This window comes from Shewanella sp. YQ_9 (assembly GCF_043103185.1).
GTDB lineage: Bacteria > Pseudomonadota > Gammaproteobacteria > Enterobacterales > Shewanellaceae > Shewanella > Shewanella algae.
In genome coordinates this window covers 1-13,221 of the sequence record NZ_JBICJO010000068.1, presented here as the reverse complement: position 1 = coordinate 13,221, position 13,221 = coordinate 1, and the positions used below count along the sequence as shown (strand labels likewise).

8 protein-coding genes are annotated in these 13,221 nt (G+C 49.4%); 2 read left to right on the top strand and 6 right to left on the bottom strand.

Going from position 1 to position 13,221, the window contains the following annotated elements; translation table 11 throughout:
* Positions 1-62 precede the first annotated feature (62 nt).
* Complete coding sequence (locus tag ACF8D4_RS18610; RefSeq protein WP_392466165.1) at positions 63-839, bottom strand: phosphatase PAP2 family protein; 777 nt, start codon at positions 837-839, stop codon at positions 63-65.
* 343 nt (positions 840-1,182) lie between these two features.
* Between ACF8D4_RS18610 and ACF8D4_RS18605 the strand changes: the two genes are divergently transcribed.
* Positions 1,183-4,407 carry a S41 family peptidase gene (locus tag ACF8D4_RS18605; protein ID WP_392466163.1) on the top strand — a complete coding sequence of 1,075 codons (3,225 nt, stop codon included), beginning with the start codon at positions 1,183-1,185 and terminating at the stop codon, positions 4,405-4,407.
* A gap of 399 nt (positions 4,408-4,806) precedes the next feature.
* On the opposite strand, the gene ACF8D4_RS18600 is transcribed toward ACF8D4_RS18605, so the two are convergent.
* Positions 4,807-5,769 carry an integron integrase gene (locus ACF8D4_RS18600; RefSeq protein WP_301560646.1) on the bottom strand — a complete coding sequence of 321 codons (963 nt, stop codon included), beginning with the start codon at positions 5,767-5,769 and terminating at the stop codon, positions 4,807-4,809.
* Positions 5,770-6,091: 322 nt separating this feature from the next.
* On the opposite strand from ACF8D4_RS18600, the gene ACF8D4_RS18595 reads away from it, so the two are divergent.
* On the top strand, positions 6,092-6,280 hold the full coding sequence (locus ACF8D4_RS18595; protein WP_392466161.1) for an AAA family ATPase: 189 nt from the start codon (positions 6,092-6,094) through the stop codon (positions 6,278-6,280).
* Between the two features lie 400 nt (positions 6,281-6,680).
* On the opposite strand, the gene ACF8D4_RS18590 is transcribed toward ACF8D4_RS18595, so the two are convergent.
* From ACF8D4_RS18590 to ACF8D4_RS18575, 4 genes are all read right to left on the bottom strand, one after another.
* The gene (locus tag ACF8D4_RS18590; RefSeq protein WP_101059341.1) at positions 6,681-7,862 is read right to left on the bottom strand and encodes an NAD(P)/FAD-dependent oxidoreductase; all 1,182 of its coding nucleotides are present in this window, start codon (positions 7,860-7,862) and stop codon (positions 6,681-6,683) included.
* Positions 7,863-7,929: 67 nt separating this feature from the next.
* Positions 7,930-10,050 (bottom strand): LodA/GoxA family CTQ-dependent oxidase, encoded by a 2,121-nt coding sequence (locus ACF8D4_RS18585; protein ID WP_144135042.1) that lies wholly within the window; start codon positions 10,048-10,050, stop codon positions 7,930-7,932.
* A 2-nt stretch (positions 10,051-10,052) separates the two neighbouring features.
* Positions 10,053-11,333, bottom strand: a complete 1,281-nt coding sequence (locus ACF8D4_RS18580; RefSeq protein WP_208158719.1) for a hypothetical protein — start codon at positions 11,331-11,333, stop codon at positions 10,053-10,055.
* 763 nt (positions 11,334-12,096) lie between these two features.
* Positions 12,097-13,071, bottom strand: a complete 975-nt coding sequence (locus tag ACF8D4_RS18575) for a transposase (RefSeq protein WP_107111868.1) — start codon at positions 13,069-13,071, stop codon at positions 12,097-12,099.
* Positions 13,072-13,221: the final 150 nt, after the last annotated feature.

Here is a 13,221-nt window from a genome sequence, read left to right as displayed (position 1 = left end):
CTCAGTGAAATAGCCTTTGGAAACAGGGCCTGATTTATCGGCGATAGATCAGGCCCTGTATTTTAGCGGGTGACTTCTGTCTGTGTCTGCGTCAGTGTCTGTGCTTGCGCCAGAACCCCGGCGTATCCGGCCGCTCGCCAAGGGCGATAAGCCAGGCCGTAGCTCAAGGTCGCCATGGTCCAACCGATAAGGGCGCTGGCGATATCGTGGGATAAAAAGTGGGCGCCGCGAAACTCCTGACACAGACTGAACACGGCGCCTATCAGCAATACCGCGCCGAGTAACTTAAAGCGCCATTTCGGCTTCAAGACCAACGCCAGATAATAAAGTCCCACCCAGGCAAAGGCGCCGCTGGAGTGGCCGCCGGGGAAACACTGGCCCAATTCAGTGTCAACGCTCAGGCTCATGGGGAAGGGCAGATAAGGCTGCTGGCCACCAAATAAACTGAGATCCCAGGGGCAGGCAACATTGGTCATGCTCTTGCCGATACGCACCAGAAGCACGGTTGCCAGGGCGCTTATAAACAACATCAGCAAGGGCCGGCGCCAGCGCTTCATTGAGGCTTTGAAATTGCTCAATACCAGGGTCGACAGCAACACAACTGCCGCCAGCACCACCAGATCCCGTCCTCCTGTGTGCAGCAGTTTGTCTGCAACAAAGGCATGGCGCCAGGGCCAGGCTGTGTTGGTGCCCTCAAATGCCAACATCCACTGTGCCAGCAGCAGGTCGGCATTGCTGATGTGCAGCAAGATAAGCACACCAAGCCCTACCGATAACGGCAACAGCAGATGATGTTTGAACCAGTGTTGAAAACTCAGCGGGTGGCTTGCAATGGGCATTGTGATTCCTGTGACATAGTGCGAGTTGAGACAGAGTCGCAGCTGAGATCTGCGAAATAAAAAGCCTGAAAAAGCGGGCGTTGAACTCATGGCGTTGAACTCATGGCCCGGTTGGTGGATAGGCATTATTCTGGCCGGCTCAGATTAAGGTCTGCTTAAGGCCGGGTTTTTTGTCTCAATCGCCCGGAATAGCGTATTGCAATGAGTTGAAACAAAACCTTTTTTGCGTATTTTTTTACCACTGGTTATGTTACAGGGGTAGCTCTGCTATGGCGCTGGTTAAGTTGCGGTTTTGGCGGGGGATCCCCACAGGTTTGCTGGTATTCAAATACAAGGAACAGGAATGAAGCTCAATAAACTCTTTTGGCTGACGGCCCTTGCGCTAGGCAGCCCCAATTTGCTGGCTGCCGAGGCCAAACTCCTGCGGGAGCCGGATCTTCGCGGTGATACTCTGGTGTTTTCCTACGCCAAGGATATCTGGAAAGTGTCGCTCAAGGGCGGCGAGGCGGTGCGCCTCACCAGTTTCCAGGGGCAGGAGATGCAACCCAAGCTGTCGCCGGACGGCAAATGGGTGGCCTTTACCGGCGACTATGAGGGCAATCAGGATATCTACCTGCTGCCGATTGCCGGTGGCGAGCCCAAACGCCTGACCTTCCACCCGGATGTGGATCAACTGGTGGGCTGGAGCCCGGACAGCAAGTCGGTATTGCTGCGATCCGGCAGGGCCAATGCCCCGAGGGGCTGGCAGCAGCTGTTTACCCTGTCCATCGAGGGCGGCAATCCCAAGCCTTTACCCATGAACCGCGCCTTTGACGGCAGTTTCTCTGCCGATGGCAAGCAGCTGGTTTACCGCCGCGCCGGTCTTTGGGACCCGGGTTGGCGTAACTACCGCGGCGGCCAGAATCAGCCGCTCAGGTTGATTTCGCTCGATAGCCTGGAGGAAAAAGATCTGCCCTGGGACAACACCCAGGATCTCGAGCCCCAGTGGCACGGCGACTATATCTATTTCCTCTCCAACCGCTCTCAGGTCACCAATATCTTTCGGGTAGCGGTCAAGGGCGGCGAGCCGGAACAGGTGACTCATTACCGGGATGCCGATGTCAAAGGCTTTACCCTGGATAACGACACTCTGGTATACGAATACCGCGGTGAGCTGGTGAAAAAATCGCTGGCCAACACCAATTCCAACGACAAGGATGAGGCACTGGCCATCAGCCTGCATGCCGATTTCCCCTGGGTGCGGCCACGCTTTGAAGAGGTTGAAAAGCAGATAGAGTCGGCAGCCATTTCGCCTACCGGTAAGCGCGCCTTGTTTGTGGCCCGCGGCGATGTATTTACTGTGCCCGTGGAGCACGGCGATGCCAGAAATCTTACTGAAAGCTCAGACAGCCGCGAAGTAGGCGCTGCCTGGTCCAACGGCGGCAAACAGTTGGCCTGGTTCTCCGACAAGAGCGGCGAATATCGACTGGTGATAGCCGATCAACTCGGCAAGCCGCAGCAAGAGATCAAACTGGCCGAAAAGGGCTTCTATAGCGGGCTTATCTGGTCGCCCGATGATAAACAGCTGGTGTTCAGCGATCAGCGCCAGCAACTCTGGCTGGCAGACTTGTCCAAAGGCAAGGCGCAGGTTATCGACAGCCAGCCAGTAGTGAACCCCGACTGGGAAATGGCCCCCAGCTGGTCGCCTGACAGCCGTTATCTGGCTTACAGCAAGCAGGATGACAGCTTCTTCCGCAGCCTCTACCTGTTCGATACCCGCAATAATCAGAGTAACAGAATTACCCAGGGCATGGCCGATGTGCGTTACCCAGTGTGGGACAGCGCCGGCGACAAGCTCTATTTTGCCGCCAGTACCGACTATGGCCCTCACGCCGCCTGGTTGGATATGACCTCGGTTGCCTTCACCCCGACTTACGGCCTCTATACCATGCTGCTCAATACCCGCACCGAGGCGCCCATGCTGCCAAGAAGCGACGAGGAAGAGGGCAGCGGTACTGAAGAGGAAGCCAAAGGCTCAGATGCGCCGCCTGCGGTGCGAATCGATCTTAACGGTATAGCGCAGCGGGTGCTGCCTCTGGGTGAGAGCGGTAAAATCCACAGCCTGAGCGCCGGTAAGCCAGGTGAGCTGTTCTATATGCAGGATTTGGATGAAACCACAGAGCTTCGCAAGTACAGCACTGAGGAACGTAAGGCCGATACCCTGGCCGGTGATGTGGATGAGTATCATCTGAGCCACGACGGCGAGAGCCTGCTGGTGAAAATCGGCGACAACTGGCAGCAATTTGCCGGCGCCGGGCCCATGGGGGACGATGCCAAGACGCTCAACGTCAAGCTGACGGCCCGTATCGATCCCAAGGCAGAATGGCAGCAAATCTTCCGCGAAGCCTGGCGCTTCCAGCGCGATTACTTCTATGTCAGTAATTTGCACGGCGCCGATTGGGACGCGGTATACAAGGAGTTCCAGCCACTGGTCGCCCATGTGCGCCACGGCGCCGACATGACCTATCTGCTCGATAACATGGGCGCCGAAACCTCTGTGGGCCACTCCTTTACCAATGATGGCGATCTGCCGGAAATTGCCGACAACCGCACCGGTCTGCTCGGCGCCGATATTGAGGCGACCGACAAGGGTTACCGCTTCAGCCGCATCTATCGCGGCGAAAACTGGTATCCGGCGGACCAAGGCAGTGCGCCGCTGGCTCTCTATCCCCAGGTCAAGGCGGGCCAGTATCTGCTGGCAGTTAACGGCAAACCGCTGGATAACAAGGCCAACTTCTATCAGGCCTTCCAGGGGACTCTCGGCAAACAGACCCGTCTCAGCATCAGCCCGGATGGCAGTGACAAAAAAGCCTTTGAGGTGACTGTGGTGCCAACGGCCAGCGAACAGGCATTGAGACGGAACGCCTGGGTCGAGGATAACCGCAAACGGGTGGATGAAGCGTCCGGCGGCAAACTGGCTTATGTCTGGGTTCCGGACACGGGTGAGAACGGTTTCAGTTACTTCAACCGCTACTTCTTCGCCCAGAATCAGCGCCAGGGCGTGATCATAGATGAGCGCTTCAACCACGGCGGTTACATTGCCGAGTACATCATAGATGTGCTGCGCCGAGAGCGTAACGGCTACTTCAATAACCAGATGGCCGGTGATCACCCCATGACCAGCCCGGGCAGCGGTATCTGGGGGCCCAAGGTAATGTTGATTAACGAAGTCTCCGGCTCGGGCGGCGACATGCTGCCTTATATGTTCCGCTATTACCAAGTGGGCAAGCTGGTGGGTAAACGCACCTGGGGTGGCTTGGTCGGCATCTGGGGTGTGCCTTCTTTGATGGATGGTGGCCATATCACGGCGCCGCGCAGCGGTTTCTTCAGTATCGACGGCCAGTGGCGGGTCGAGAACGAAGGGGTGGCCCCGGATGTGGAAGTCGAGCAGTGGACCAAGGACACAGCCAAAGGCATAGATCCTCAGCTGGAAAAGGCCATCGCTATTGCCTTGGATGAGCTGAAATCGGCCGCGCCGGTGAAGCTGCCGCAGCCTGCTGATCCTGTGCGGGTGCCTCAGGTGAAATGACTTTGATTAAATCGCTCTGATGAAATAGCTCAGGGGAAACTAGCCCAACAACTTGCGCCGCTTGCCTTAGTCTTACAGGCAAGCGGCGCTTTTTGTTGGAAAACTATCAAAATTCAGCCAATTATTTTGTAAAAAATAACCAAGACAGGCTTTTATGGCTTTTGTCAAAAACTTGACCTATGGCTAATTGTTTTCACAAACGGGGCTAGGTATTGTGTAACTATTTCAGGTGCTTATCTTTAGCCTTTACTTAAGCTGGACGCTGTTACATTTTTCTGTTTTCAGCGAAATTCAGGGACGAACAACATTCGTGCCCGTGCGGTAGCTATGAGGATTACTCAGCTTTTGTAGGACGCTTGCTCATCGAATAAAGATAGTAGCTATGATTAACTTGGCGCTTCAAATCAGTTGATCTAAAGGGCTTACGGTTCCGGCATAGTGCTGGCCAAGCACATGTGTGTATATTTGGGTTGTTTTCAGATCATTGTGCCCCAACAGCTCTTGGACGCTTCTGATGTCTCGGCCAGCCTGCAACAGATGAGTCGCGAAGGAATGCCTGAAGGTATGGCATGTGACCCTTTTCGCAATACCTGACTTGATTACTGCGGCGCTGAGGGCTTTCCGAATGACGCTTTGATGTAAATGGTGTCTACACATAGTCTGTGTGTAAGGGTGTTGGCTAATGGCCGTTGAGGGGAAAACAAACATCCATCCCGGACGTCTATATGCAGAGGGATACTTACGCTCCAGAGCGTAGGGTAAAGATGGGCCAATTCCTCTTTCGTTATCACGCGACTGTAAAGTATGAGCTTGTTCCATAAACACAGGTAATTGAGATGCACAGCGTTGGCTTAATATCGTCTGCCTGTCTTTACGTCCTTTACCGTCCCGTATGGTTAAGGCCAATTGAACGAGATCAATATCCTGGCTCCGTAACCTAAGGCATTCAGATACTCTGAGTCCACTGCCATAGAGTAATTCAATGATCAACCTGTCACGCCCGCACAACTGCTGAAGGATGAGCTTGATTTCATCCGGGTGCAATACTGTTGGGAGTTGTCGTTGCTTACTGGCGTAACGAAAACCTAAGTTGCTAAGTTCTTGATGCAAGTGCTTGTGATATAAGTAAACTAATGCATTCAACGCCATCTTTTGGGTATTGATTGCCACATTACGTTGGTTGGCAATGTAACTCAAAAACTGGCCAACTTCGTTCGTTCCCATAGTTTCTGGGTGGCGTTTATCGTGAAATAGAATAAAAGCCTTGATCCAATAGAGATAGGCTTTCTCAGTCTTAACACTGTAACCGCGCATCCGCATGGTTTCCCGAACAGAAGTTAAAAAAGGACTTGGACTGGTCATTGCGAGCACCTGGATACTGTTTTTTTATACAGTATTATTGAGATTTTGACAAAATGCCCAGAAATTTGGAGATAATTTTGCGCGTTATTTCTGCAACATCACAAAAAATAACTTAAAATTCATAAAGATATAAAACCATTTTGGTAGATAATAGGTTTGGAAACCGCGCATGCGCGTTTTGCTGCAAGGGATATTCGGGCTAAACTCTATTATATTTAACTAATACAAAGAGATAGCGATGCGCGTTTACACTCCTCCGATGACTAAAACGCGCATGCGCACTATACAGCTGTTATAAGAATTCAGTTGGTAAGGTAATAATATGTCCCACTATATAAAACAAATCGAAATTGAGAATTACAAATCTTGTAAAGGATTGACGGTTGCTTTGACTCCATATACACCATTAGTTGGTTACAATAATGTTGGAAAATCAAACATCCTTAGCGCATTAGAATGGCTAGTAAAGGAAAAACTGTTGAGTGAAGGCGATTATAATGATGTCAATTGAGGGCAACACGGACACCCATAATTAGCTGAGTAAAAGCTTTAGTCATGTCTGTGTTACAGAAAGGCAGATGTTTCCATTGAAAGAACTTTGTTTTTCAAGCCTTTGAGGGATGTTCGGTTATAGAAGTGAGTGCAAGAATTACGGGGCGGTTTTATTTAGTTCTATTTAACGTAAAGGCCTGTGCATATTTGCGAACTAACAGATGCTTATGCTGCAACACAGCCAGTGATTCCACACCAGACACTGGGTATCTCCTTCCAGGACGCACTGACACGGTGTCTAATATGAATAAATTTTCGAATGTCTAACGATAGGGATATCAAGGAATGGCCTTGCGGCATCGGGTTTCTTTGGAAATCACAAGTACAACGACAAGTGATCTACTATTCGCCGTCGCTATTTACGTTAAATTGGCCTGCAGTTCCATTTCGCTGTGAATCTTGTGAGAGCTCATAGCCTGCATTTTTTGCCAAAAGGGGCTGTTTAAAAAACGTTTTTCCTGCTGATAGTAATGAGCACGCATGGCCAGATAATGCTGGTAGCGCTGGATGAGCATTTGCTGATATTGCATCAGACCATGGTGAGTGTCATGACCTGATGTTTTGAATATACCCGCGATGATATCTGCACAGGTGACACCGTCGGCCATGGCTTTGATGATCCCGCCTGAGGTGATGGGATCGAATGTGCAGGCAGCGTCACCAATGGCAAGCCAGTTTTTGCCTGTGGCAGGGTTTAAACAAAATGAGGAGGCTGGATAGCGTTTAGGCTGGGGATCTTCGGGAGTGACTCCCTGCAGCAGCGCCTTGGTATTGGGAGAGTTAACCAGGATATCGAGCCAGTTGTTTGTCGCATGAAGCTTGAGTGTTTTAGCTGTTTGGGGATCCGTCGTTAAGCTTATCAGTACTCTGTCATTTGGCAGACGGGCCGCATACCACCAGCCATTTTCAACAGCTTCAAGGTGTGTTTGCTGTGACAAAGGATAGTGTTTATCTGTGATGATAAAGCGGCGTCCCAGGCTCACCAGGGCATGGTTTGATTGTTTTTTACTTCCCTGGGTTTGGGCGAAGCTGGCGCGTGCTCCGCTGGCATCAACAACGAACTTGGCATTGAGTTGATGTTCAGCGCCCTGTCTATCAAGCGTTAAATGATAGTGTTTGTCATTGATAAGCTTGCCAGTTTTAAATTGGCATTGGGTTAACAAGGTTACACCTGCACTTTGTGCCTGCTCGGCTAAAAAGCGATTAAATTTTTGGCGATTAAGGTGCCAGCCATGCCCATAGGGGCTGAGCAAGCTGTCGTTAAAGCCATTGCGATTATCTCCCCACCATGAGCGACTTCCATAGCAGGGTTGGTGTTGCTGCTTGACAAATGCTGACCAGATCTCGAGTTGATGAAACAGCTGTTTGGTTTGCGGGGGAATACTCTCACCGATGCGAAACTGCTGATAATCAGAAGACTCAATGATGACAATGTCATCTATCCCCTGTTGGATTAAGCGAATGGCGCAGCAGCAACCGGCTGGACCACCACCTATGATGGCAACTTGAGTAGCAATGGCTGAAGCTGAATAATTGTTCATAGGCTGTTTTATCTATCTATTGTGCTGCTCTGGCACTGCAGTTGATGCAGGCCAGAGCATTTTGAGATTACTTCTCTGGTGGATAGACAGGGTCGGTAACCGTATTGTCCCAAGGCATAACCAGGTTGCTGTCGTCTTGGCTAAAACCACTTTGGACTTCCAGGTAATAGTTAGGGTCTAAGTGCGCCGGGTATCCATCGATGGCGGCCCCTTGGATCACGACACCTATATTTTGCCAGTTGTTGAGGATCCCGTGGCGATCCTGATATCGACCGACATTAGAAGCGGGTGAGTTGTTTAATTTACCCTGAGCATCGAAGGTGAGTTGTTGTCCACTGGCACTGGTTCCTTGCCCCCTGACCGAGTAACGCTGTAATGGCAGGGTGTTATCATTGCGTTTGGCTACATCCTCATAGGTGTAAACGGCAACGGGTCTTTGGGCAGGCCAGGACCAAAACAGGCTGGTATTGATATTACCGCCGTAGATATTACTTTCTGTGATAACTCCACCCGGATTAGGCGCGGGGGTATGGGTGGCGCAGGAGTTATAATCCGTATGCCAGGGAATGGCCATGAATTTACATAAATCCCCCGGTTGTACAGGGTAGCTGCGCAGCGGAACATAACCGACACCCAGGAAGGGGCCGCCTTTAGTGGCGACGGCATAATTCAATGGCTGGCGATTGATTCTAAAGGGGCCAATATTCGGGTTTTGCCAGTCAGCGTTATACAGCTTAGTGTCCCGTACGATAAAGGTGAGATCGATACCCGGGCTAAAACGGCCACCCAAACAGTTCATTAGTACGGCTCTATCCAGGGCTTCACCCTCATTTAATGGGGTTGTCATGCTTGGAGCCGAGGTGGAACATAATCCCTTAGCCCATTGTTGCATAAGGAAGTATTGGCTGTTACTTAAGGTGAGAAAGCTCTTATTGGCATCCCCCAGAGAGAGGGGCATCATCGGGGAGCCGTCTTCAAGATGATTGTTCTCATCTGCGCTGGGTTTGCGCATAAAAGACATGATGTCAAACTGAGGCTTGTCTTTAGTGAGTTTATCGATTTGCCGATGACTTTTGATGGCACTGTCAGGCAGGTTAGTGTTCCACATTTGCATGGAGGCCGCCCTCAGTATGGGCTGAATGTCCTGGGCAAAGTCGGGAACATACTCAGGGTTGTAGGCATTATTTTGATATAAGCCTGGGTTGAGATTGAATGCTTCTACCCAGGTAGTGTAGATATCATCCCACAGGCTAACAACATTGAGTGTTTGCGGCGCATATGCCGGATCTGTGCTAACAACCCAGGCGCTGTTTTCCAGTGCCTGATAACTGCCATCATCAAAGACCAATACGGCGGTGACAGGGCCATCCGCAGTATCATCGAGCCAGTTGTTATTATCAACATCCATATCCAATTTTGCATTGGGATCGGCATTGCCCTGTTGATCAAAGCCACAGGCTTTACCAAAGCCGCCAAGCACCACCAGACGTCCGTTGGTTTCGGTTTGGATCTCTCCTAAATAGTCGATACGAGTGTTGGGATCATCATTGCCAGCCGTTGCTGGGTAAGATTGGGGATAGTCCGGTAGAGGGATAACTGCATTTGTGTGTTGGTCCCAGTAACTGGCCTGGATGTTTGGGTTGAATTGGGCCGCCTGTCTTTTATTCGTACTTATGGTGCGAGGACCGGCATCAATGACTAATTTTTGCAGACGTACAGTATCGGCCGGGTTGTCCGTTTGATTAAAACTGGGATTGCGCAGGGGCGGTGTCTTGCCATCTTGATAGAGAATGATCCCTAAATTAGCGCTCTCATCCATTTCCCAGCAGTTTGCTTTCTTATTGGCAAGATGCACTGTCCAGATGATATCGGTGACGCATTTACCATCGACCTTACTGCCAATGGTTACTTCCTGTGCTTGCGGCGCAGGATAACTTGGGTTGTTTTGCTGTGGATATTGATAAATTTTAAACCTTGCTCCTTGTCGTTTGAGACGCCCCTGGCTGTCACGAATGTCTGAGCTGCTAATGGGGGTGTTGTCTGTGCCTGCTTTAATGGGGAGTCCCCCTGTGAGTGTTTGTCCGGGTTGCGGCATTGCAGCTATGGTTTGTGGTTCGATGTAGTAGTCCATACTGTTGCCGACGCGGGCAAAGCCTATAGTTGGGTGAATGCGTAAACTGACGGTCATAATTAATTCCTTTTAACTGAGTGGCCGTTGAGGTAGTTCTTTAACAGTATGTGGCTGGTATTGACATTTTTTCCCGCCAGAGGCGCTGTTTTTTCCGGAGTATCTGTTACCGCCGTGGTGTTGTGACAGGAGAAACATTCATTGGCTGAGCGTTGATTTTGAGTGAAGGTTTCGATAGTGGAATTTGATAACCGCGTAGACCCAATCAGTAAGTTTGTTTCGGCGTCGGGATCCATGTTCGGACTCCAGTCTGGGGTAAGTTGGTCTTCTTTACTGAACCAGACGGCACCTATCTCAAGGTAGTTACGCCAGATAGAATCTTTAGGCATTAACTGATGCACGTTATCATTGAGACTGATAATGGCTTGAACATTTTCTTTGGCCTTCTTTGGATTTGGCAGATTATCAACCGTTCCTTGTGCGTATTGCAGACATGTCTGAGTCACTGCAGCCATGGTTTGGGTCTTGGTATCGAGCTTTAATATGGCATTCATGCCGGCGTTGTTGGTATTACAGTCTTTGGCTAAGGTGTTGGCTTTATAAAAGAGATAGTCCTTATCGGAAACAATTTTGTTGGGTGACTGCCCTTTGGCAAAGGTGGGAGCATTGTCTTTAAATTCGAATGTGGCCCAGATGGCTTCGGGGTGCTTATTGACGTATACCGCAATATGGAAACCCACCAAGGCAACTTGAGTCATCTCCTGTTGTGCATTCTCAGGGATCACCACCTGATCGTTATCGACGGTCAGCAGTTGTATCGGGGCTTTGGTGGTATATAAACCAGAGGTGTCTTCACCGGGCTGGACAATCTTCCAAGCGGCCTTGAGTGACATAGCGCCGTTGGGGAAATTGAGTTTATTATCAGCTTGTTGCATCCCACTTTGGGTATAGAGTTTGTGTTTGATGACAAAGTCACGGTAGATATCGTTGATCATCATGCTGGTATATAACGCCCGTCCATGTTGGTCGATTAAAATTCCATTTGAGCCCGCCTGGTTGACACCTCCCAGCAAATGGTTACCAGGCTGACTGTCAGGATAGATCCCGGTATCAGAATAGAAGGTTTCAAAGCGGAGTTTTCCTTCGTCTGCTTGTTCGGTTAACCAGATGAAGCTTTGCCAAGAGAATTGATGGAAGTCACATATGGTGGAATCATCAAAATTATCGGCAGCGATCTTGGGGTTGAATTTACCTTCAAACCATGACACATCTGCGGTACAGTTTGCGGTTGGCGAGTATTCATCGGCCCAGCCTGAGAAGCTGAAAAGGCTTAATGTGCTCATGCTCAACACCGTCAACATGAGCTTACTTAACATCCTTGTTTTGTTCATAAATCCTCTCAAATTTGTCTATTAACAGATAAAGCTAAGCTCATCCTTAGCTTAGTATGGTTTATTATCCCGTGTTTATATCATGAGCACGAGGGACATCTTTATCTTTTAATTTAAGATAAAGAGTATAGTTCAAATTGATAGGGGCGCAATTTATACCGGTGAAATTTGTAGAACTTAAGCCTGCTATTTTTTCTCTTTGAAAAGCAAGTAAATTTAGATGCTGATTTCAAATGTCTTACTGCAAGTGATTGATTTAAAACAGTTAAGCGAGTCGGTAGGGAAGTGATAAAGAAATCGATAGAAAGATGATAATCATGATAATCAAGACACCCATCGGATAACAAATAATGACAGTAATTAAGGCACCGACAATAATTAAGGCGCCCAATGCCAAATAATTAAGCTGCAATAATTAAGATGCAATAATTAAGATGCAATAATTAATGCAATAATTAAGACACCCATCAATAATTAAGACACCCATTGTAATGCAATAATTAAGACACCCATTGTAAATAACCGATTGTAAGTGTTGGGTGAGAAAAATCTCTAGTGATCTAGCTTGTAAAATACTGTGTTTCTATTGAAAGGAAATAGTGTTTCAGGCCATTTGAAGGCCATTCGACTATTGAAGTGAGTGCAAAATTCGAATTTCAGGCATTATTGAAATCGAACAAAGTTCGACTCAGTTGGTGGAGAAGACTAAGGGGATTTAGCTAAACAACTTCTGACAATTAGCGGCCCCTTGCCTTCGTCGTCGTTGCAGGTGAATACAGTAGTCTGTAAGAGATTCCAGTGTACCAACCGGCCCCTTGAATAGACGGCTAAAATCAGTCGTCAACTTGAGCCAGTTGCCGACGGGGATGTTTAAACGATTCAAAATGGTCGTAGTGCCAGCAGTAATCTGGCCGCGCTTGTCATGGCGGATAATACGCCCGGTATCATCGACCAGTTGCAGATAATCCTTGGCTTCAAAGTGCAATCCTTGTGGCATGTTCAGCCGTTCATTGCCGACAAAGGGTAACAGCTCAGGTGTGTTTTTGCCTTGCATCGCGGCCTGTATCCGCCGTTGAATACTGGTATAGTCTGAGTCTTCTGGGGTTTTGGCTATTCCCGCGCGGATAGGGTTCAAGTCAACATAAGCCATGCAGGCCAATACGGCTGCGTCATCCAATAGCGCCTGGGATTTGAAGCGGCCTTCCCAGAAGCGACCGCTGCATCCGTCTTCCCTATTGGCTTGTCTGGCAATAGGTTCATTGAGCGCCCGCATAAACCAACTGATATCCATCAAACGTTGGCGATAGACTTCAGTGGTTTGTTGCAGGGTGAGATATTCAATATCAGAAAGTGTTTCACCGCGCAGAAAACGCAGGGATAACAGGGTTCCACTGTAAAGCAGGTGCCAACGCTGTAAAACCTGCTCCAATGTCCATTCAGTGGCGGTTTTCAAGTCAACTCTGAGCACCAAGTGCAGATGATTGGACATGACTGCATAGGCACACAAGTCAATGGAAAAGACGGCCACCAGTTCCAATAGACGCGACTCAACCCAATCACGACGATGTTCATAACTCTTGCCGGAATAATCATCAACGCCACACAGAAAGGCGCGACGTACACAGCGGGAGATGCAGTGATAGAAGGGGGTGTCCTCAAGACTGACTTGAGCATATCTTGGCCTCGGCATGGCATCCTTTCCTTTTCAAAGGCTCCATTCAAGCCTAGACAAGGTGAGATAAACCTGCCAAGAATTATGGGTGTCGCCATTTTGAGCCATTTTGTTATTTCCTTTTCCCGGCAACGGACACGGCATCGCGAAAATGTAGCAGTATTCGGA

What these genes read in the sequence shown, in the direction of transcription:
- ACF8D4_RS18610 (WP_392466165.1), bottom strand. Translation starts at nt 839, where the DNA reads ATGCCCATTGCAAGCCACCCGCTGAGTTTTCAACACTGGTTCAAACAT.
- ACF8D4_RS18605 (WP_392466163.1), top strand. Translation starts at nt 1,183, where the DNA reads ATGAAGCTCAATAAACTCTTTTGGCTGACGGCCCTTGCGCTAGGCAGC.
- ACF8D4_RS18600 (WP_301560646.1), bottom strand. Translation starts at nt 5,769, where the DNA reads ATGACCAGTCCAAGTCCTTTTTTAACTTCTGTTCGGGAAACCATGCGG.
- ACF8D4_RS18595 (WP_392466161.1), top strand. Translation starts at nt 6,092, where the DNA reads ATGTCCCACTATATAAAACAAATCGAAATTGAGAATTACAAATCTTGT.
- ACF8D4_RS18590 (WP_101059341.1), bottom strand. Translation starts at nt 7,862, where the DNA reads ATGAACAATTATTCAGCTTCAGCCATTGCTACTCAAGTTGCCATCATA.
- ACF8D4_RS18585 (WP_144135042.1), bottom strand. Translation starts at nt 10,050, where the DNA reads ATGACCGTCAGTTTACGCATTCACCCAACTATAGGCTTTGCCCGCGTC.
- ACF8D4_RS18580 (WP_208158719.1), bottom strand. Translation starts at nt 11,333, where the DNA reads ATGAGCACATTAAGCCTTTTCAGCTTCTCAGGCTGGGCCGATGAATAC.
- ACF8D4_RS18575 (WP_107111868.1), bottom strand. Translation starts at nt 13,071, where the DNA reads ATGCCGAGGCCAAGATATGCTCAAGTCAGTCTTGAGGACACCCCCTTC.